17 protein-coding genes are annotated in these 19,233 nt (G+C 63.6%); 5 read left to right on the top strand and 12 right to left on the bottom strand.

The window, feature by feature from the left end; all coding sequences use genetic code 11:
• Positions 1 to 5 precede the first annotated feature (5 nt).
• Complete coding sequence (rne, locus tag ACIPZ5_RS24965; protein WP_400811193.1) at positions 6 to 3,302, top strand: ribonuclease E; 3,297 nt, start codon at positions 6 to 8, stop codon at positions 3,300 to 3,302.
• Between the two features lie 188 nt (positions 3,303 to 3,490).
• On the opposite strand, the gene murB is transcribed toward rne, so the two are convergent.
• The 8 genes from murB to ACIPZ5_RS24925 all read right to left on the bottom strand — a co-directional run bounded on the left by murB (position 3,491) and on the right by ACIPZ5_RS24925 (position 10,473).
• On the bottom strand, positions 3,491 to 4,510 hold the full coding sequence (gene murB / locus ACIPZ5_RS24960; protein WP_400811191.1) for a UDP-N-acetylmuramate dehydrogenase: 1,020 nt from the start codon (positions 4,508 to 4,510) through the stop codon (positions 3,491 to 3,493).
• Complete coding sequence (locus ACIPZ5_RS24955) at positions 4,507 to 4,971, bottom strand: low molecular weight protein-tyrosine-phosphatase (RefSeq protein WP_261941048.1); 465 nt, start codon at positions 4,969 to 4,971, stop codon at positions 4,507 to 4,509. Before ACIPZ5_RS24955 ends, murB begins: the two co-directional genes overlap by 4 nt.
• Positions 4,971 to 5,735 (bottom strand): 3-deoxy-manno-octulosonate cytidylyltransferase, encoded by a 765-nt coding sequence (kdsB, locus tag ACIPZ5_RS24950; RefSeq protein WP_400811188.1) that lies wholly within the window; start codon positions 5,733 to 5,735, stop codon positions 4,971 to 4,973. Before kdsB ends, ACIPZ5_RS24955 begins: the two co-directional genes overlap by 1 nt.
• Positions 5,732 to 5,917 (bottom strand): Trm112 family protein, encoded by a 186-nt coding sequence (locus tag ACIPZ5_RS24945; protein WP_003247142.1) that lies wholly within the window; start codon positions 5,915 to 5,917, stop codon positions 5,732 to 5,734. The genes kdsB and ACIPZ5_RS24945 overlap by 4 nt, the downstream gene beginning before the upstream one ends.
• Positions 5,918 to 5,960: 43 nt before the next feature.
• Positions 5,961 to 6,962 carry a tetraacyldisaccharide 4'-kinase gene (gene lpxK / locus ACIPZ5_RS24940; RefSeq protein ID WP_400811186.1) on the bottom strand — a complete coding sequence of 334 codons (1,002 nt, stop codon included), beginning with the start codon at positions 6,960 to 6,962 and terminating at the stop codon, positions 5,961 to 5,963.
• On the bottom strand, positions 6,962 to 7,396 hold the full coding sequence (locus ACIPZ5_RS24935) for a biopolymer transporter ExbD (RefSeq protein ID WP_085675533.1): 435 nt from the start codon (positions 7,394 to 7,396) through the stop codon (positions 6,962 to 6,964). Before ACIPZ5_RS24935 ends, lpxK begins: the two co-directional genes overlap by 1 nt.
• Complete coding sequence (locus ACIPZ5_RS24930; RefSeq protein WP_016391244.1) at positions 7,393 to 8,028, bottom strand: MotA/TolQ/ExbB proton channel family protein; 636 nt, start codon at positions 8,026 to 8,028, stop codon at positions 7,393 to 7,395. The genes ACIPZ5_RS24935 and ACIPZ5_RS24930 overlap by 4 nt, the downstream gene beginning before the upstream one ends.
• Positions 8,029 to 8,265: 237 nt before the next feature.
• Positions 8,266 to 10,473 carry a DNA internalization-related competence protein ComEC/Rec2 gene (locus ACIPZ5_RS24925; RefSeq protein ID WP_400811184.1) on the bottom strand — a complete coding sequence of 736 codons (2,208 nt, stop codon included), beginning with the start codon at positions 10,471 to 10,473 and terminating at the stop codon, positions 8,266 to 8,268.
• Positions 10,474 to 10,615: 142 nt separating this feature from the next.
• On the opposite strand from ACIPZ5_RS24925, the gene ACIPZ5_RS24920 reads away from it, so the two are divergent.
• A complete protein-coding gene (locus ACIPZ5_RS24920) occupies positions 10,616 to 11,242 on the top strand; it encodes a DUF2062 domain-containing protein (protein WP_343599600.1) in 627 nt (208 codons plus the stop codon).
• On the opposite strand, the gene ACIPZ5_RS24915 is transcribed toward ACIPZ5_RS24920, so the two are convergent.
• From ACIPZ5_RS24915 to ACIPZ5_RS24905, 3 genes are all read right to left on the bottom strand, one after another.
• Positions 11,126 to 11,905 (bottom strand): ABC transporter permease, encoded by a 780-nt coding sequence (locus tag ACIPZ5_RS24915; RefSeq protein WP_085675531.1) that lies wholly within the window; start codon positions 11,903 to 11,905, stop codon positions 11,126 to 11,128. The genes ACIPZ5_RS24920 and ACIPZ5_RS24915 overlap by 117 nt on opposite strands.
• Positions 11,902 to 12,834, bottom strand: a complete 933-nt coding sequence (locus ACIPZ5_RS24910) for an ABC transporter ATP-binding protein (RefSeq protein ID WP_313713464.1) — start codon at positions 12,832 to 12,834, stop codon at positions 11,902 to 11,904. The genes ACIPZ5_RS24915 and ACIPZ5_RS24910 overlap by 4 nt, the downstream gene beginning before the upstream one ends.
• 145 nt (positions 12,835 to 12,979) lie before the next feature.
• Positions 12,980 to 13,603, bottom strand: a complete 624-nt coding sequence (locus tag ACIPZ5_RS24905; RefSeq protein WP_110638316.1) for a glutathione S-transferase — start codon at positions 13,601 to 13,603, stop codon at positions 12,980 to 12,982.
• A 299-nt stretch (positions 13,604 to 13,902) separates the two neighbouring features.
• On the opposite strand from ACIPZ5_RS24905, the gene ACIPZ5_RS24900 reads away from it, so the two are divergent.
• A complete protein-coding gene (locus ACIPZ5_RS24900; protein ID WP_343599594.1) occupies positions 13,903 to 16,350 on the top strand; it encodes an acyl-CoA dehydrogenase in 2,448 nt (815 codons plus the stop codon).
• A gap of 75 nt (positions 16,351 to 16,425) precedes the next feature.
• Here ACIPZ5_RS24900 and ACIPZ5_RS24895 read toward each other — a convergent pair whose 3' ends face one another.
• Complete coding sequence (locus ACIPZ5_RS24895; RefSeq protein ID WP_400811181.1) at positions 16,426 to 18,057, bottom strand: hypothetical protein; 1,632 nt, start codon at positions 18,055 to 18,057, stop codon at positions 16,426 to 16,428.
• A gap of 41 nt (positions 18,058 to 18,098) precedes the next feature.
• Between ACIPZ5_RS24895 and ACIPZ5_RS24890 the strand changes: the two genes are divergently transcribed.
• Positions 18,099 to 18,494 carry a PA2817 family protein gene (locus tag ACIPZ5_RS24890; protein WP_343599592.1) on the top strand — a complete coding sequence of 132 codons (396 nt, stop codon included), beginning with the start codon at positions 18,099 to 18,101 and terminating at the stop codon, positions 18,492 to 18,494.
• A 177-nt stretch (positions 18,495 to 18,671) separates the two neighbouring features.
• A complete protein-coding gene (locus ACIPZ5_RS24885; protein ID WP_400811179.1) occupies positions 18,672 to 19,202 on the top strand; it encodes a fimbrial protein in 531 nt (176 codons plus the stop codon).
• Positions 19,203 to 19,233: the final 31 nt, after the last annotated feature.

Genomic DNA, 19,233 nt, shown 5'->3' with positions numbered 1-19,233 from the left:
ACAACATGAAAAGAATGCTGATTAACGCAACTCAGCCCGAAGAGTTGCGTGTAGCCCTGGTGGACGGCCAACGTCTCTACGACCTGGACATCGAGTCCGGCGCGCGTGAGCAGAAAAAGGCCAACATCTACAAAGGCAAGATCACCCGCATCGAACCGAGCCTCGAAGCCGCCTTCGTCGACTTCGGCTCCGAACGTCACGGCTTCCTGCCGCTGAAAGAAATCTCCCGCGAATACTTCAAGAAAGCCCCTGAAGGCCGGGTCAACATCAAGGAAGTCCTGAGCGAAGGCCAGGAAGTCATCGTTCAGGTCGAGAAGGAAGAGCGCGGCAACAAAGGCGCCGCCCTGACCACCTTCATCAGCCTGGCTGGCCGCTACCTGGTGCTGATGCCCAACAACCCGCGTGCCGGTGGCATCTCCCGCCGCATCGAAGGCGAAGAGCGCAACGAGCTGCGTGAAGCCCTGAACGGCCTGACCGTGCCGGGCGACATGGGCCTGATCGTGCGCACTGCCGGCCTGGGCCGCAGCAGCGAAGAAATGCAGTGGGACCTCGACTACCTGCTGCAGCTGTGGACCGCCATCAAGGAAGCGTCCCTGGACCGCGCCGCGCCATTCCTGATCTACCAGGAAAGCAACGTCATCATCCGCGCCATCCGCGACTACCTGCGCCAGGACATCGGCGAAGTGCTGATCGACAGCATCGATGCCCAGGAAGAAGCCCTGACCTTCATCCGCCAGGTGATGCCGCAGTACGCCAGCAAGGTCAAGCTGTACGAAGACAGCGTACCGCTGTTCAACCGCTTCCAGATCGAAAGCCAGATCGAGACCGCCTTCCAGCGCGTGGTCGACCTGCCGTCCGGTGGCTCGATCGTGATCGACCCGACCGAAGCCCTGGTCTCCATCGACATCAACTCGGCGCGCGCCACCAAGGGCAGCGACATCGAGGAAACCGCCCTGCAGACCAACCTGGAAGCGGCCGAGGAAATCGCCCGCCAGCTGCGCCTGCGTGACATCGGCGGCTTGATCGTCATCGACTTCATCGACATGACCCCGGCGAAGAACCAGCGCGCTGTAGAAGAGCGCGTGCGTGAATGCCTGGAAGCCGACCGCGCCCGTGTCCAGGTCGGTCGCATCTCGCGCTTCGGCCTGCTGGAAATGTCCCGTCAGCGTCTGCGCCCGTCGCTCGGCGAAAGCAGCGGCATCGTCTGCCCACGCTGCTCCGGCACCGGCATCATCCGTGACGTCGAATCGTTGTCGCTGGCCATCCTGCGCCTGATCGAAGAAGAAGCCCTGAAAGACCGTACTGCCGAAGTACGCGCCCAGGTGCCGATCCCGGTCGCCGCATTCCTGCTCAACGAGAAACGCAACTCGATCACCAAGATCGAACTGCGCACTCGCGCACGCATCATCATCCTGCCGAACGACCACCTGGAAACCCCGCACTTCGAAGTCCAGCGCCTGCGCGACGACAACCCGGAAGTGCTGAACAACCAGTCCAGCTACGAAATCGCCGCCGCCGAAGCCGAAGAAGCGCCGCAGCCGACCGCCACCCGCACCCTGGTTCGCCAGGAAGCGGCGGTGAAGACCGCTCCGGCCCGCGCCAACGCCCCGGTACCGAGCGCCGCCGAAGAGCAGCCTCAGCCAGCCGCACCGGTAGCCCCGGCGCCGAGCGCACCTGAGCCAAGCCTGTTCAAGGGCCTGGTGAAGTCGCTGGTCAGCCTGTTCGCCGGCAAGGAAGAGCCCGCCGCAGCGCCAGTGGTCACTGCCACCGAAAAGCCGGCCGCCGAGCGCAGCCCACGCAACGAAGAACGCCGCAACGGCCGCCAGCAGAGCCGCAACCGCAACGGCCGCCGCGATGAAGAGCGCAAGCCGCGCGAAGAGCGTGCCGAGCGTGCCCCGCGTGAAGAGCGTCAACCGCGCGAAGAACGTGCACCTCGTGAGGAACGTGCTCCACGCGAAGAACGCGCACCTCGTGAAGAGCGCGCCCCACGCGAAGAACGTGCACCTCGCCAGCCACGCGAAGACCGCCGCGGCAACCGCGGTGAAGAGCGCGTACGTGAACTGCGTGAGCCCCTCGACGCCACGCCGGCAGAGCGCGAAGAACGCCAGCCACGTGAAGAACGTGTAGCCCGTGAAGAGCGCGCCCCACGTGAAGAACGTGCACCTCGCGAAGAACGCGCCCCACGTGAAGAGCGCGCACCTCGCGAAGAACGCGCCCCACGTGAAGAGCGCGCACCTCGCGAAGAACGCGCCCCACGTGAAGAGCGTGCACCTCGCGAAGAACGCGCTCCACGTGAAGAGCGTGCACCTCGCGAAGAACGCCAGCCTCGCCCGCCACGTGAAGAGCGCCAGCCGCGCCCGGCCGAACAGGCTGCCGAGCAGGCTGCCGAACTCGCCGAAGAGCAACTGCCGAACGAAGAGCTGCTGCAGGACGAGCAGGAAGGTACCGATGACGAGCGTCCGCGTCGTCGCTCCCGTGGCCAGCGTCGCCGCAGCAATCGTCGTGAGCGTCAGCGCAATGCCAATGGCGAGCTGATCGAAGGTGGCGATGAAGATGGCAGCGAAGAGCAGCCGCAGCAGCACCAGGCCACCGAGCTTAGCGCCGAGCTGGCCGCCGGCCTGGCCGTCACTGCCGCTGTCGCCAGCAGCCAGATCAGCGCCGATGCCGAGGCTCAAGCCAACCAGCAGGCCGAACGCGCCAGCGCCGCAGCCGTAACCACCGAAACCAGCGAAGTCGCCCAGCCGACCGAGCAGGTTGAAGTGGCCGCTCAAGCCGAGGAAGCTGTCATCGCCCCAGTGGTCGAACAGCCCGTCAGCGAGCCGGTTGTCGTGGTCGAAGCCAGCGCCGAGCCAGTGGTCGACCTCGCACCGCAGGCGGTAGTTGAACAAGCCCCTGCCGCCGAGCCGGTCGTGGCTGCCGAAGCAGCGGTCGAGGCCCCTGCTGTCGAAACCAAGGCGGTCGAAGCCCCAGCAGTCGAGAGCGGTGAAGCCGAGAAGGCGCAGGTTGTGGCTGAAGAAGCACCGGTTGCCGAGCAGCCAGTTGCTGTCGTCGAAGCCCAGCCAGAAGTGGCGGCTGAACCCGTCGCTGCCGAAGCTGCCCCGGCGGTTGTCGCACCGGCCCCGGTAGAAACACCGGCAACCGTCGAAGCCGCTACTGTCATGCTGCCAAACGGCCGCGCGCCGAACGACCCACGTGAAGTGCGTCGCCGCAAGCGTGAAGCCGAGGCCGCTGCCAAGGCTGCCCAGGAAGCTGCCGAGCCCGTGCTGGAAACCGCCGATGAGCACAAGCCTCATCACGGTTGATAGCCAAGGCTGAATGAAAAAGCCCCGCCAGTGCGAACTGGCGGGGCTTTTTCTTGGCTATCTGTTTTTACCTGTACCGGCCTCTTCGCGGGCAAGCCCGCTCCCACAATCACCCCACTTGGTTCAGGCCTTGTGATAGCCCTGTGGGAGCGGGCTTGCCCGCGAAGAGGCCGGTACAGGCAAAGCAATCAGTACAGATTGGGCTCCATCTCCAGCTCAACCCCAAACCGCTCCAGGATATCCGCCTGGATCCGCTGTGCGAGTGCATGCAACTGCGCCCCGCTCGCCTGGCCATAATTGACCAGCACCAGCGACTGCAACCGGTGCACACCGGCATCGCCCTCGCGATAGCCCTTCCAGCCCGCCTGCTCGATCAGCCAGCCCGCTGCCAGCTTCACCTGGCCATCCGCCTGGGGATACGCCACCACGCCCGGATACTGGCTACGAATGCGTTCGACCAACTCAGCCGCCACCACCGGGTTCTTGAAGAAGCTCCCGGCATTGCCCAGCTCGGCCGGGTCCGGCAATTTTTCGCGACGAATGCTGCAAATGGCGTCACTGATCGCCTGCGCGGTCGGTTGCTCGACGCCCTGCTCCGCCAGGCGCTGACGCACCGGGCCATAATCCAGATGTGCCTGCAGTGCATGGCTCAGGGCAAAGCGCACCCGCAGGATCAACCAACGCCCGGGGTTGCGCTTGAACAGGCTGTCACGGTAACCGAAGGCGCATTCCTCCAGGTTGAAATCGCGCAGCGCCCCGGTCTCCCGGTCCAGTGCGGTCAGCCCGGCGAACACATCCTTGATCTCGACACCATAGGCGCCGACGTTCTGCATCGGCGCAGCGCCAACGGTGCCAGGGATCAGGCTAAGGTTCTCCAGGCCACAATAGCCTTGCGCCAACGACCATTGCACGAACGGATGCCAGGGCTCGCCGGCTTGCGCCTCGACCACCACCCGCTCACCGTCATCACTCAGCACGCGCCGGCCGCGGCTGGCCATGTGCAACACCAGTGCATCGATATCGCGGGTCAGCAGCAGGTTGCTGCCACCCCCGATCACCTGCACCCGCAACTCACGCTGGCGCGCCTGGGCCAACACCTCGCGCACCTCGTCATCGTTGTGCGCCTGGGTGAAATACCGGGCTTTCACGTCGATGCCGAAGGTGTTGTAGGGCTTCAGCGAAACCTGTTCCTGCCAAACCGCCGTCATAGCCGCCCCTTGATTTCCACGACCAGTTCGCGGCACGCCGCCTCGATCAGGTCCAGCACCTGCTCGAAGCCCTCGGCACCGCCATAGTAAGGGTCCGGCACCTCGTCCAGGGCCGCGCCGTAGCGGCGCAGGAACAGGTCAAGTTCGCCAGCGGCGTTGTGCGGGCGCATGGCGCGCAAATGGCCGAGATTGCTCTCATCCATGGCCAGAATCAGGTCGTACTCGGCGAAATGCGCCGGCTTGACCTGCTGGGCACGCTGGCGTGACAAGTCATAACCACGCGCCAGCGCGGCCTTGCAGGTGCGGCTATCAGGAGCCTTGCCGACATGCCAGTCGCCGGTACCGGCAGACGCCACATGCACCTGCTCAGCCAGGCCGGCCACCTGCAACTGATGGCGCAGCACGCCTTCGGCGGTGGGCGAGCGGCAGATATTGCCGAGGCAGACGAACAGGACGCGCATCAGGCCTCCAGCAAGCGCCGGACGCGCTCCAGGTCTTCAGGGGTATCGACACCCACGGCTGGCGCCTCGATGGCGTCCTCGACGTGGATACGCACGCCATGCCACAGCGCACGCAGCTGTTCCAGGGCCTCGGTCTGCTCGAGCCAGCATGGGCCCCAGCCGACGAAGTCCTGCAGGAAGCCGACACGGTAAGCGTACATGCCGATGTGGCGGCGATACGGCACACCTGCCGGCAGCACATCGCGGTCCTTGGCGAAGGCATCGCGGGCCCACGGCAGCGGTGCACGGCTGAAGCTCAGGGCCAGGCCGTTCTTGTCGCTGACCACCTTGACCGCATTGGGGTTGAACACGGTTTCCGGATCATGGATCGGCTCGGCCAGGGTGGCGATGCCGGCTTCGGGGTGGGCGGCCAGGTTGGCCGCCACCTGGTCGATGATCACCGGCGGGATCAGCGGCTCGTCACCCTGTACGTTGACCACGATGGCATCGGCAGGCAGGCCGAGCTGCGCGGCCACTTCGGCCAGGCGGTCGGTGCCCGATTCATGGTCGGTGCGGGTCATCAGCACTTCAGCGCCAAAGGCCTGGCAGGCTTCGAGGATGCTGGTGTCATCGGTGGCGATGACCACCCGGCTGGCGCCGCTCTTGCGCGCCTGCTCCCAGACGTGCTGGACCATCGGCTTGCCGGCGATCAACAACAAGGGCTTGCCCGGCAGGCGCGTGGAGCGCAGCCGGGCGGGAATGACCACGGTGTAGTTCACGCTCATTTGTCCAGACGCTCGTCGTCGGTCAGGGTGCGCGCCTCGCTTTCCAGCATCACCGGGATGCCGTCACGAATCGGGTAAGCCAGGCCTGCGCCCTTGCTGATCAGCTCGGTCTTGTCGGCACTGAGCTTGAGCGGGCCCTTGGTGATCGGGCAGGCCAGGATATCGAGCAGTTTGGTGTCCATGGAAGCGTCCTTGAGGCCGGATGGCCGAAAAGTGAATAGGGGCTCAGGGCTTGCGCAGCAGGCGCTGCAACTGGCTGTCGAACCAGGCGCTGAAGGCCGGCGTGGGCCGGGCCTCGACCGCCAGGTACCACCAGTCGTCGGCGGCGAACGCCCGGCATTTCACCGCATCCTTCTCGGTCATGACCAGCGGTAGCGCCGGGCTGAACGCCAGGCTTTCAGCGCTGAACTGCGCATGGTCGGCAAAGGGATGCGGTACCGGCTGCCAGTTTAGCCCCAGCAGGGTATTGAAGAAACGTTGCGGGTTACCGATGCCGGCTACCGCGTGCAGGCGCTGGCCCGCAGGGAAGAAGCCAAGTTCGCGGCGCTCGCCGCTGCGCAGATTGACCAGGGCAGACGGTTGCAGGCAAAAGCCAAAACCGTCCGCGCGGTCGCCATCGGCACCGTTGTACAACACGGCATCCGCCTCTTGCAGGCGCTCGCGGGGCTCGCGCAGTGGGCCGGCGGGCAGGCAGCGGCCATTGCCCAGACCGCGGGCGGCGTCGATCAGTACCAGTTCGAGGTCACGGGCCAGGCGGTAGTGCTGCATACCGTCATCGCAGAGGATCAGGTCCAGCGGTTCGCTGGCCAGCAGCGCCTGCACCGCGCCGGAACGGTCAGGGTCGATCATCAGCGGCACACCGGTGCGCTGGACGATCAGCAGGGGTTCATCACCGGCCTGCTCGGCTGGCTGGCCCGCCTCCACCCGCCACGGGTAGTGTGGCGGCTTGGCACCGTAGCCACGGCTGACCACACCGACCTTGAGGCCCTGGCGGCGGCAATGCTCGATCAGCCAGAGAATCATCGGTGTCTTGCCGGTGCCGCCCACGGTGATGTTGCCCACCACGATGACCGGCACCGGCGCCCGGTAGCTGGCGCTTTCACCGCTGAGGAAACGCGCGCGCTTGCGCAGCACCACACGCCGATACAGCGCTTCGAGCGGGCGCAGCAGCGCCAGGGCCGGGTGGCCGGCGTACCAGGCGGCGAGCAAGCGGTCGGCGAGCGCCATCAAGGTGTCCCCTGGGCTGCCTCGACGGTGGTCATGCGCAGGTGGCTGAAACCGAGCTTGCCGGCAGCATCCATTGCGGTGATCACGGCCTGGTGCGGGGTCTTGCCGTCGGCGCTGATGGCCAGCGGCAGCTTGTTGTCACCGCCAGACTCTCGTTCGATGGCCTCGGTCAGGGTCGCCAGGTCGCTCTTGGGCAGCAGGTGGTTGTTCACCGAATACACGCCATCGGCGCTGATGGTCACTTCCACCAGCTTGCCCTGATCGGCCGGTGCCTGCTCGGCGCTGGCCGCTTCGGGCAGCTCGACACGCAACTGGGTCTCGCGGGTGAAGGTGGTGGTGACCACGAAGAACAGCAGCAGGACGAACACCACATCGATCAGCGATGCGAGGTTGATGTCGACGTTCTCCCGCTGGCGATTGCGCCGGAACTTCACGCCTTGCCTCCGGCCACTTCCACTTCGCGGTCGCCCTGGATCACTTCCACCAGCTTGATCGCCTCCTGCTCCATGCCCACCACCAGCTCATCGATGCGGCGCAGCAGGAAGCGGTGGAAGAACACCGCCGGGATACCGACCATCAGGCCGGCCGCCGTGGTGACCAGGGCCTTGGAGATACCGCCGGCCAGCACGGCGGCGTTGGCGGTCATCTGCGACCCCATGAAGGCGCTGAAGATGTCGATCATGCCCAGTACGGTGCCCAGCAGGCCCAGCAGCGGCGCCATGGCCGCGATGGTGCCGAGGGTGCTGATGTAGCGTTCGAGTTCGTGGATGACGCGCGAGGCGGCTTCCTCGATGCACTCTTTCATGATCTCGCGGCCATGGCGCGAGTTGGCCAGGCCCGCCGCGAGGATTTCGCCCAGCGGCGAGTCGGCGCGCAGGGCCTTGAGCTTGTCACTGGTGAGTTGCTTGTCCTTGATCCACATCCACACCTGGCCCAGCAGGTGCGGCGGGGTAACGCGGCTGGCGCGCAGGGTCCACAGGCGCTCGACGACGATAGCCATGGCGGCGATGGAACTCAGAATGATCGGCAGCATCATCCAACCACCGGACTTGACCAATTCCCACACAGTAAGCGCCCCTCTGGAAAAAGGCCGCCACTCTAACACAGGAGCGCAAGGGGCTCATCTGCCGGAGGTCAGGCAAATGGTGGAGGCCAGATGGGTATGCCTTGGACTGGCACCAGGGCGGACAGGTGTATGCCTTGGGTCGGCACCAGGGCGGACAGGTGCTCGTCACAACAGTTGCAGCGCCTGTGAGATCGAGCGCCGCCCGCGCGGCGCTCGATCTTGCAGACACCACACAAGTCAAGGCGAACGCCAGAAACGTCGCTGCCGACGCACACCCTCGACATCACCATGGCTCCCCAACACCAACCGCAACGCCCCTTCTGCGGCCGTGTCGTGAATGACCACCCCATGCCGCCGATAACGCTCGACCACCTCAACATGCGGGTGCCCGAAACTGTTGTTTCGCCCCCGCGAAACCAGCACCCCTCGCGGTATCGTGGCGCGGATAAAGGCCTCGGTGGAAGAACTACGGCTGCCATGGTGCGGCGCCTGCAGCCAGTCGATGCGAGGCACTTCGGTATCCGCCAGCCAAGCCCGCTCGGCGCCAGCCTCCATGTCCCCCGCAAGCAGCAAACGCTCGCCCCGCGCCTCGACCAGCAACACACAAGAGCGATCATTGCTGCTTTGACCGTCCGCCCAGCGCCAGAGCGAAAAATCCACGCCATCCCATGCCCATCGCTCGCCACTGCTGCAAGGCTGCAACTGAACGCCACCCAACGCTTCACCGCCAATCGCCCGGCCGACCGGCAAACCACGCAGGATGGCCGCAGCGCCGCCCGCATGGTCGGCATGGGCATGGCTGATCAGCATCAGGTCCAGGCGGCCCACCCCAAGCTTGCGCAGGGTCGGCAGCACCACCCGTTCGCCCAGGTCGGTTTCGCCCTTGGCCGGCCCGGTGTCGTACAGCAGGGTGTGATGCCGTGTGCGCAACAGCACCGCCAAGCCCTGACCAACATCCAGCTGCCAGACCTCGACCTGCCCAAGCGGTAGCGTATCCCGTGGCACCCAGAGGGCCAGCAGCATGACCCCGCCAAGGCCGCGCAGCGGCACGCCACGGGGCAGCAACAGCAGCAGCGTACCGGCACACACCAGCAACCAGGCCACTACCGGCAGCGCCGGCGGTATCCATGCCGGCCGCCACCCTGCCAGCAAGGCAAGCAGCCGGAACAGGATATCCAGCAAGCCACCCGCGACCCACAGCAACCCCTCACCAACGCCTGCCAGCGGCAACAACAGCGTTCCGAGCAATGCCAGTGGCAACACCGCCAGGCTGATCCAGGGCACCGCCAGCAAGTTCGCCACAGGCGCACTCAGGCTGACCGGCAACCCCGTGGCCAACAGCACCGGCAACAGGCCGACGGCGATCACCCATTGGGCCCGCGTCCACGCCTGCCAGGGCCGCCAACCGCCAAGCCGTGCAGCAAAGCTGTAGATGAGGATCGCCACCGCCGCGAACGACAGCCAGAAACCGGGGAGCAACGCTGCCAGAGGTTCGGCCAGCAACACCAGGTTCAACGCCAGCAGCAGCGGGAACATCGCCCCAAGTTGCCGAAAGCGCAGGCGCCACAGCAGCACCACCGCCAGCATCAGGCAGGCACGCTGCACCGGCACACCCGCACCGGCCAGCCAGCCGTAGGCCAGCGCCGCCGCCAGCGCCAGCCCGCATGCCCAAGGCAACCATGGCCACCGTCGCGGCCAAAGCCCCCAGCGCGCCAAGCCTGCGACCAAGGCATACATCAAGCCCGCGACAAGGCCGATGTGTTGCCCGGAAATCACCAGCAAATGCACCGTGCCGGTCGCCTGCAACGCCTGCCACTGTTCACGGGCCAAGCCTGCACCGTCACCGAGCACCAGCGCCACCAGCGCGGCTTCCTGGCCAAAGGCATCGACCTGCAGCAGGCGCTCGCGCAGCGCATCCCGCCACCCCGGCGCCACCGCCTGCAGTACCTGGCCCGCCTTTACCGTGCCAGTGCCACCGATGCGCCGGGCCAGCAACTGAGCCTCGCGGTCCGGGCCATGGGGGTTCAGCAGCCCGGCCGGGCGCTGCAAGGTGACCGCCACGCGCCAATGCTCGCCCGCATGGATGGCCGGACCATCGAACCAGCTCAGCTGCAGACGCTGCGGCAGTTCGGCGCGGCGCGAATGCGGCTGTTCCAGCTCGAAGCGCACGCCCTGCGCAGTACGCGTCGGCAACCCGACGACCTGGCCCTCCAGCCATAAAGTGCGGCCATCCAGCTGCGCGCTCAGGCGGTCATCCAGTGCCTGCTGGGCCGACCAGCAAGCCCAGCACAACCCCAGCAGAAAACAGCCCAGCGGCCACAACCGTGTGCAGGCGCAGACGCCACCGACCAGCACCAGCAGTAGCAGCCAGCCGACCGACGGCAAAACGGGGAGAACACCCAGGCACAACAGCCCGAGCGCGAGCGCAAACATCCCTGTGCGCATGAGGTAGAGCTCCAGAAGCGGAATCGCTTACTGAGGCATAGACGAAAAGCCGGCGCTGCCCGCTCAACAATTGTCACAAACTCTAAACGAGGCTGAACGCGAATCGAGGCATACTGCCCCGATCAACGCTCCGGGAGCCTACATGCCGCGCCGACTTTTCAAACGCTACATGCCGGACCCGACCAGCATTCGGGAACACAAGTCCTTACGCTTTTTCGGCAAGCTGCTGCACGACCCGAACCTCTGGCACCTCAACCGCCACTCGGTGGCGCGGGCCATGGGCGTGGGCCTGTTCGCGGCATTGATCCCCATCCCCATGCAGATGCTGCTGGCCGCGGCACTGGCAATCCCGGTACGCGGCAACCTGCCGATCGCCGTCAGCCTGGTGTGGTTGACCAACCCGCTGACCATGCCGCCGGTGTTCTTCGTCACCTACATGACCGGCGCCTGGCTGATGCAGATTCCGCCACGTACCTTGCCCGACGAACTGACCTTCGAGTGGATCACCGACCAGCTGGCCACGCTGTGGCAGCCGTTTCTGCTGGGTTCGGTGGTGTGCGGGGTGGTGCTGGGCATCGCGGCCTACTTCACCACCCTGCTGTACTGGCGCTGGTGGATTGGCCGGCAGTGGCGCCGGCGCAAGCAACGGGCGTCAGGCGCGCATGCCGCGGCCGCTGACCAGCAGGCGGACGCACAGCACATAGAGCACCGCAGTGGCCACCAGCATGAAGGTGATCGCCGTGCCAATACTGATGTCCGACACCCCTAGGATGCCGTAGCGGAACGAGTTGACCATGTGCAGCACCGGGTTGGCCAGCGACACGGTCTGCCAGAACGGCGGCAGCAGGTTGATCGAGTAGAACACCCCGCCCAGGTAGGTCAGCGGCGTCAGCACGAAGGTCGGGATGATCGAGATATCGTCAAAGTTGCGTGCGAACACCGCGTTGACGAAGCCCAGCAGCGAGAAGATGGTAGCCGTCAGCAGTACCACGACCACGGTCACACCCAGGTGATGCACCTGCAGGTCGGTGAAGAACATCGACAGGATGGTCACGATCACCCCCACCGCCAGGCCACGCAGCACGCCACCCAGCACATAGCCGACGAGGATGGTGTGTGGCGACACCGGTGACACCATCAGCTCTTCGATCGAACGCTGGAACTTGCTGCCGAAGAAGCTCGACACCACGTTGCCGTAGGAGTTGGTGATCACCGACATCATGATCAGCCCCGGCACGATGTACTGCATGTAGGTGAAACCACCCATGTCGCCGATCTGCCGGCCGATCAGGTTACCGAAGATGACGAAGTACAGGACCATGGTGATCGCCGGCGGCAGCAGGGTCTGCGGCCAGATGCGCAAAAAGCGCCGCACTTCGCGGTAGACGATGGTCTGCAGGGCGACCCAGTTGGTGCGCAGTTCCACACTCATACGGCCACCTTCGACAGGTTTTTTTCCACCAGGGACACGAACAGCTCCTCGAGTCGGTTGGTCTTGTTGCGCAGGCTCTGCACTTCGATGTTCTGCAGCGCCAGCTGGCCGAACAGCGCAGTGATGCCGATGTCCTTCTCCACCTGCACTTCCAGGGTGTGCGGGGTCAGCAACCGGCACGGGTAGCCTTGCAGCACCGGCGCCGAAGCCAGGTCCTGCTTGAGGTCGAGGACGAAGGTCTCGACATGCAGCTTGCCCAGCAGCTGGCGCATGCTGGTGTTCTCGACGATGGTGCCGTGGTCGATGATGCCGATGTTACGGCACAGCTGCTCGGCCTCTTCCAGGTAATGGGTGGTGAGGATGATGGTGATGCCCTTCTGGTTGAGCTCGGTGAGGAAGCTCCACATCGAACGGCGCAGTTCGATGTCCACCCCAGCAGTGGGTTCGTCGAGGATCAGCAAGCGCGGTTCATGGATCAACGCACGGGCGATCATCAAGCGGCGCTTCATGCCACCGGACAACGACCGCGAAGGCACGTCACGCTTGTCCCACAGGCCCAGCTGGGTCAGGTACTGCTCGGCGCGTTCCTTGGCTACCTTGGCCGGGATGCCGTAATAGCCCGCCTGGGTCACGACGATGTCGAAACACTTCTCGAACTGGTTGAAGTTGAACTCCTGCGGCACCACGCCCAGGCAGCGCTTGAGCGCCGAAGGCTCGCGGTCAAGGTCATGGCCGAATACGTTGACCGTGCCGCTGGTCTTGTTCACCAGGGTCGAGAGGATGCCGATGGTGGTGGACTTGCCGGCGCCGTTGGGGCCGAGCAAGGCGAAGAAGTCGCCCTCGGCAACGTCCAGGTCGATTCCCTTGAGGGCCTGGAAGCCGTTGCCGTAGGTCTTGGTCAGCTGTCGGATGGACAGGGCGGAACTCATAGCGGGTCACTTACCGAAGAAAAAGGTGCAGGACACGCCAGGCAAAGTCACTGGCGCAGTGAGTGCGGCCAATGGTGCTTGGCCTGGCCGCACAAGTACAGTCATGTGTATTGATAGTGACTATCGAAACAGCCGTGGTGTTCGATCAGGTCAGCGCGGTCATCACCGCAGCCTGGTAGGCCGGGCGAGCCTTGAGGCGCTCGTACCAGGCTTCCAGATGACGCATGGCCGGGCGCTCGATGGGCATTTCGAACCAGGCGTAGACGAAGCTACCCAGTGGGATGTCGCCCATGCCGATCTGGTCACCGGACAGGTACGGCTGTTTGGCCAGGGTTTCGTCAGCAATGGCCAGCAACTGGGCGCATTGCTTGTGCGCGGCATTGATCGCTACCCAGTCGCGCTGGTCTTCCGGGGTGCGCAAAAGCCCCCAGAACAGCGGACGGAACGGGCCGGCGAAAGACGAGGTGGTCCAGTCCATCCACTTGTCGGCCAGGGCGCGTTGGCGCGGGTCTTCCAGGTACCAGCCCTGCTCAGTGCCATATTCGGCGCACAGGTAGCGGACGATGGTGTTGGATTCCCACAGGGTCAGGTCGCCGTCTTCGAGCATGGGCACCAGGCCGTTGGGGTTACGGGCGCGGTAGTGCGGCTCGTTGACCACGCCGAAGGCGCCGCCGGCGTCGATCGACTCGAAATCCAGGCCCAACTCGTGGGCGATCCACAGCGCCTTGCGCACATTGCTCGAATTCTTGCGGCCCCAGATCTTCAGCATGGCAACGTCCTTATGAATGCGGAGGAGGCACAGTCTACTCCAGAGTTTTATCGCCTGTACCGGCCTCTTCGCGGGTAAATCGGGGCGCCGAACCGCCACTCATGCAGGTACTGCACCGCTCTCAGGCTTGGTGTGATCCCTATGGGAGCGGGCGCGCCCGCGAAGAGGCCGATACAGGCAAACACCGGACTGAAACTCCCACCGCCATACCCTGTCACTGTTCTGACCCGGCCGTTCGCAGCGTTGCGTCTAAGCTGTCTGGTACGGCTTACCCCCCCTGGTTCCGAGGAGGACCGATTATGTTGCTGTTGTGGTTGGTAGTGCTGGTGATCGGCGCGGCGTACCTCACGCACCGGCGCCTGGCGCCCTTGCAGATTCTCGGCATCATGGCGGGCTATGTACTGCTGATGGGCATTTTCAGCAGCGCTCCCGGCTGGCTGCTGACTCTGATCTGGATAGTGCTGGCACTGAAAGTCGCCCTGGTAGCGTTGCCGGAATGGCGCCGCAAGGTATTCACCGGCCCCGTGTTCAAGTGGTTCCAGCGCACCCTGCCGCCAATGTCGCAAACCGAACGCGAGGCGATCGACGCCGGCACCGTATGGTGGGACGGCGAACTGTTCAGCGGCCGTCCAGATTGGCGCACCCTGCTCGCCTACCCGGCTCCGAAGCTGACCGAAGAAGAACAGGCCTTCATCGATGGCCCGACTGAACAACTCTGCGCCATGGTCAGCGACTGGCAGATCGGCCAGGACATGGACCTGCCGGCTGAAGCCTGGGCTCATATCAAGCAGAATGGCTTCTTCGCCCTGATCATCCCCAAGGAATACGGCGGCAAAGGCTTCTCGGCATACGCACATTCCCAGGTGGCGATGAAACTGGCCACCCGCAGCGGCGACCTGGCCTCCACCGTGATGGTGCCCAACTCGCTCGGCCCGGCCGAACTGCTGTTGCATTACGGCACTGACGAACAACGCAACCACTACCTGCCACGCCTGGCGCGTGGCGATGATATCCCCTGCTTCGCGCTCACTGGCCCGCTGGCCGGCTCCGACGCGGGCGCCATGCCTGACACCGGGGTGGTCTGCAAGGGGCAGTGGAACGGCGAAGAGGTCATCGGCCTGCGCCTGAACTGGGAAAAGCGCTATATCACCCTCGGGCCCGTCGCCACCCTGCTGGGCCTGGCGTTCAAGGCCTACGACCCGGACCACCTGTTGGGCGAGCAGGAAGAACTGGGTATCAGCCTGGCGCTGATCCCTACCGACACGCCCGGCGTCGAAATCGGCAAACGCCACCTGCCGCTGGGCGCCGCGTTCATGAACGGCCCCAACAGCGGCAAGGATGTGTTCGTGCCGTTGAGCTTCCTCATCGGCGGCCAGGGCATGCTTGGCAAGGGCTGGATGATGCTGATGAACTGCCTGTCGGTAGGCCGCTCCATCTCCCTGCCCGCAGTAGGCACTGGCGCGGCCAAATACACCAGTCTGGTCACCGGCCAGTACGCCAACATCCGCGAACAGTTCAATGTGCCGCTGGCGGCTTTCGAAGGTATCCAGGAGTCGCTGGCTCGCATCGGCGGCAATGCCTGGCTGATGGACAGCGCGCGCCTGCTGACCGCCAAGGCCGTGGACCTGGGCGAGAAGCCTTCGGTGCTGTCGGCGATCCTCAAGTACCACCTCACCGAGCGTGGCCGCGAGTGCATCCAGCACGCCATGGACGTGCACGGCGGCAAAGGCATCATCATGGGGCCGAACAACTACCTGGGGCGCAACTGGCAAGGGGCGCCGATCTTCATCACCGTCGAAGGCGCCAACATTCTTTCGCGCAACCTGATGATCTTCGGCCAGGGTGCCATCCGCTGCCACCCGTTCGTGCTCAAGGAAATGGCCCTGGCCGGGCGCGAGGACCGCGATCAGGCATTGAAGGAATTCGACGACCTGTTGATGAAACACATCATGTTCGCCGCGAGCAACGCGGCCAGCACGCTGGTGTTGAACCTCGGCCTGGGCCGCCTGGAAAGCGTACCGGGTGACGCCTTGAGCCAAGGCTACTTCCGGGCGCTAAACCGCCAGGCTGCGGCATTCGCCCTGCTGGCCGACCTGTCGATGATGCTGCTGGGCGGCGCGCTCAAGCGCCGCGAACGCCTGAGCGCAAGGCTGGGTGACGTGCTCAGCTACCTGTACCTGTCCAGCGCCGCCCTCAAGCGCTATCACGACCTGGGTTCACCGGAGCACATGCAGCCACTGTTGCGCTGGGCCATGGAAGAAAGCCTCGGCCAGGCGGAAAACGCCCTGGACCGCCTGCTGGACAACTTCCCCAACCGCTTCGTCGGCTGTGCCCTGCGCGTGCTGGTATTCCCCTTCGGCCGCCGCCATAGCGGGCCGAGCGATGAACTGGATGCCGAAGTCGCCGCACTGATCGGCCGCAGCAAAGGCGACCCGGCGCTGGAGGAGCTGTTAGCGGGATGCTTCAGGCCACAGGCCGAAGGCGACCCGGTTGCAGCGTTGCAGCGGGCCAGTGATTTGCTGAACGAAACTGCCCCTGTGCAAAAAAGGCTGCATCAGGCCATCAAGGACGGCAAGGTCAAACCAGGGCATGGCCAGGCGACGATCGAAGCTGCCATTGAAGCAGGCCTTTTGCAACCGGCAGAGGGGCAACGCCTGGTAGAAGCTGAACAGGTGCGCCGCAACGTCATTGATGTGGACGCCTTCGACAAAGATCAGTTGGCCCCCAATCCAGGATGCATTCGCTGAGCTTAGGCGAAAAGCCATAGTGCCGACAGAGCCGCAAAACGGCTCTGTCGAGATGTTGCAAGCAGGAACAAAGTGTTAACCGTTATATAACGCCACAGCCTCCTCCGGCGAGTAGAGCGGCATGGGGATAATGGTGAACGCCCATAACAGAAGGCGGGGGTCACTCGTGTCCCGCGCCCAGACGACAGAGAACGAGGATGGATTGCTGGCGGCCGGGTTGAATACCCCCGAAGGCGATAGAGTGCCATTACCCGAAACGACACCCCACTCGGTATCATCTTCCGGGACCGGCAGGTCTTTACCCGCCCCAACGTCGTAGTACCAGAGTTCAAGTTTGAACTTGCCGTTTTCCAGGGAAGCCTTCAAATAATGCGTTTGCGGCGCATGATATGTGGCAAATGTCGAGTATGCACTTTCGCCATTTTGCGTGGCTTTGACCGTATCAGCCGTGAACCATTTGGGGACGCTGGAAATAACAGCGGCCGGGCGACCGGTCTTGTTGTTCACATCCAGAACCACACCAGAGCCAGGACCAACAGGAGGGTAATAGTATCGGGTGCTACCTTCTTTCTCCAGGCGCCCCAGCGGCTCGCCTTCCAGAACCCAGGCCGCCGTATCGGGACCTGGCTGTAACAGCACAGCCTGTCTATATTCGCCACTCGCAACGACACGCACCAAGGGGTCGAGCGTCAATGCAAGCTTTTGTGGCCGAACGCCTTCAGCTGGAGAGAATTGCTCCCGGGGGGAATCGTATTCCGTGCCATAGGCACCTAATGAGGATTGGTAGGAACCATCTTTCCTCCTGAGCCGGGGAGGCGGGAAAACCAGAGTGGGAAGCCAGGTTTCATCTTCAGGAGCCTTGCCCTGCTTCACTTCAGGAAATGCATGCTCGCTGAACAGGAATACCACGACGTTGTCCACGAGCACGTTTCCGGGCAAAGGCAGCGAGCCCGGTGCACGCTCAGCCAGCGAATCTGGGGTGAAATACTGGAAGGCCATTGCCGTTCCCTGATTGTAGGGCTGGAAGAAAACACTCAACTCACGCAAGGTGCCTTTGATGGGCTGCTCCAGGGAATAAAGATCGACACCGCGCTTGGTTTGATAACCCCGCATCAGTTTCAACCGCAGTGTGTCTTCGCCGGTAAATGAAAAATCCGGTTCTGCTCCCCACCTCAGGCGAACAGAGCCATCAGCGCGATAAGCGACAGAGCTGCCAAGCATGTCGGCCTTGATCGTCAGGACCTGGCTGCCGTCATAGACGTTATCCCTGATTTCACTCAACCACCCGACACTGCGCCCCGGCTCCAGGCGAAACGCAACCTCACGTTCGCTCAGCAGCCGTTTTTTCATGACGATGAAGCGGTCCGACCATGTCAGTTGCGGATGACCAAAAACCACGGACGCCACTTTATGCACATTGGCACCGGCCTGCCTTTCGAGCAGGAGTGCTTCGCCCGGCGTAAACTCATTCTTTGCGTAATATGCCTTCCAGCAGTCGTTCAGCAGGATGTACCACACCAGACTGTAGGCAATGGGAAACCCTGCATTCGGTACCAGATCATTTGCGCGATCCATGATGCTCTCCAGTTCAGGCCAGATGGCCTGGCACCATTTGAAATCGCTTCGCCTTTTTCTTTCTACTGGCAAAAATGTCAGGCCTCCAAGCACGCAAACCAACTGCACGCTGCCCAGGTGGGCGAACCTCATTGGGGTATACTCGTACTTTTGAGCTAGTCGAGGACCGCATCATGGCCACCCCCCACCTGCAATATCACCTGCAATTGCTGCAGCATCTGCGCACCATTCTGGTGGCTGTGGCCGAGGCCGAGCAGGTACCAGAAGAAAGCCATGCATTGTTCCTCGAGCGCTTCGACGAACTGCTGAACCTGCTGCCTCAGGATCCACTGCATAGCCAGTACCTGGGGCAAGACCTGCTTTGCCAGGTCATCCAGCGCTATCCGCAAATCGCCCACCTTGTACCGCGCGATCTGCTCTGGTTCTTTGGCGGTGATTGCCTGCACTTCATGCCCGATGAAGAGTTGAGCCTCTATCAGCAACTTGAAGAGCGGCGCCATGAAGCCGAGCAGAACGGCGAACCCTTCGACTGGAATGTACAAAAACAGCTGATGACGGCGGCCCGGTAATACCCCTCTACCCCTGGCGACACCTGTCGTGGCGCGTTCTCCACGCAGCAATGCGACTTCCCTTACAGCTTGCCTTTTGCGATCGACGATAGGCTTACGCATGCCGACCCGCCGTCCAGCCCCCTGGACGTCGGCTCGACATACACCAACACGTCAACTCCCTATCTGGATCGCATCATGAAACGTATCCTTGCACTTTGCGCGCTTGGCCTGGCCTGCAGTTCGGCCATGGCCACTACTGGCCTCATCGACTTCGAAGGCACTGTGAGGGCTGGCGGCACCTGCCCGATCAGCGTCGTCAACCCAGGCGGCTCTCCCCTGCCGATAATCAACTTTGGCAACTTCGAGACCAAGGACTACACATCGGCCGGCCAACAAACGGAGATGAAAAAGTTCGCGCTGCGTCTCGACCCTGCTACCTGCACCGAGACCATCCCGGCCGAGACGACCGTCACGTTCAATGCCAACTATACCGGCCCAACGCCCAAACTGTATGGCCTGAAAACGGGCGTAGGCTACAGTGAGGGCTTTGCGATTGCCATCTACGACTCGAGCGGTCAGCTCGATCCTAACACCCCGTCTGCCAAGTACCCTCTGGACGATACAGTCCCCACTGAAATGATTTTCAACACCAATCTGCACACTACTAAGCCAGTGACCGAGGGAACAATCGCTTCCAGCATCAGCTTCGTGGTTGCCATTCCTTAAACCCGAACTCGACAAGCGTGGCTCGCTGCGC

The sequence above is a fragment of the Pseudomonas sp. NPDC089428 genome (assembly GCF_044749325.1).
Taxonomy (GTDB): Bacteria; Pseudomonadota; Gammaproteobacteria; order Pseudomonadales; family Pseudomonadaceae; genus Aquipseudomonas.
The sequence above is the reverse complement of the archived record's forward strand: the minus strand, read 5'-3'. Positions and strand labels throughout refer to the sequence as shown.

Bases quoted from the DNA above. Each gene is read 5' to 3' on its own strand.
- ACIPZ5_RS24925 (WP_400811184.1), bottom strand. From the start codon at position 10,473: ATGCGCACAGGGATGTTTGCGCTCGCGCTCGGGCTGTTGTGCCTGGGT.
- ACIPZ5_RS24890 (WP_343599592.1), top strand. From the start codon at position 18,099: ATGGCCACCCCCCACCTGCAATATCACCTGCAATTGCTGCAGCATCTG.
- ACIPZ5_RS24905 (WP_110638316.1), bottom strand. From the start codon at position 13,603: ATGCTGAAGATCTGGGGCCGCAAGAATTCGAGCAATGTGCGCAAGGCG.
- ACIPZ5_RS24915 (WP_085675531.1), bottom strand. From the start codon at position 11,905: ATGAGTGTGGAACTGCGCACCAACTGGGTCGCCCTGCAGACCATCGTC.
- ACIPZ5_RS24955 (WP_261941048.1), bottom strand. From the start codon at position 4,971: ATGCGCGTCCTGTTCGTCTGCCTCGGCAATATCTGCCGCTCGCCCACC.
- ACIPZ5_RS24885 (WP_400811179.1), top strand. From the start codon at position 18,672: ATGAAACGTATCCTTGCACTTTGCGCGCTTGGCCTGGCCTGCAGTTCG.
- ACIPZ5_RS24895 (WP_400811181.1), bottom strand. From the start codon at position 18,057: ATGAGGTTCGCCCACCTGGGCAGCGTGCAGTTGGTTTGCGTGCTTGGA.
- ACIPZ5_RS24900 (WP_343599594.1), top strand. From the start codon at position 13,903: ATGTTGCTGTTGTGGTTGGTAGTGCTGGTGATCGGCGCGGCGTACCTC.
- kdsB (WP_400811188.1), bottom strand. From the start codon at position 5,735: ATGAGCGTGAACTACACCGTGGTCATTCCCGCCCGGCTGCGCTCCACG.
- lpxK (WP_400811186.1), bottom strand. From the start codon at position 6,962: ATGGCGCTCGCCGACCGCTTGCTCGCCGCCTGGTACGCCGGCCACCCG.
- rne (WP_400811193.1), top strand. From the start codon at position 6: ATGAAAAGAATGCTGATTAACGCAACTCAGCCCGAAGAGTTGCGTGTA.
- ACIPZ5_RS24945 (WP_003247142.1), bottom strand. From the start codon at position 5,917: ATGGACACCAAACTGCTCGATATCCTGGCCTGCCCGATCACCAAGGGC.
- ACIPZ5_RS24920 (WP_343599600.1), top strand. From the start codon at position 10,616: ATGCCGCGCCGACTTTTCAAACGCTACATGCCGGACCCGACCAGCATT.
- ACIPZ5_RS24910 (WP_313713464.1), bottom strand. From the start codon at position 12,834: ATGAGTTCCGCCCTGTCCATCCGACAGCTGACCAAGACCTACGGCAAC.
- murB (WP_400811191.1), bottom strand. From the start codon at position 4,510: ATGACGGCGGTTTGGCAGGAACAGGTTTCGCTGAAGCCCTACAACACC.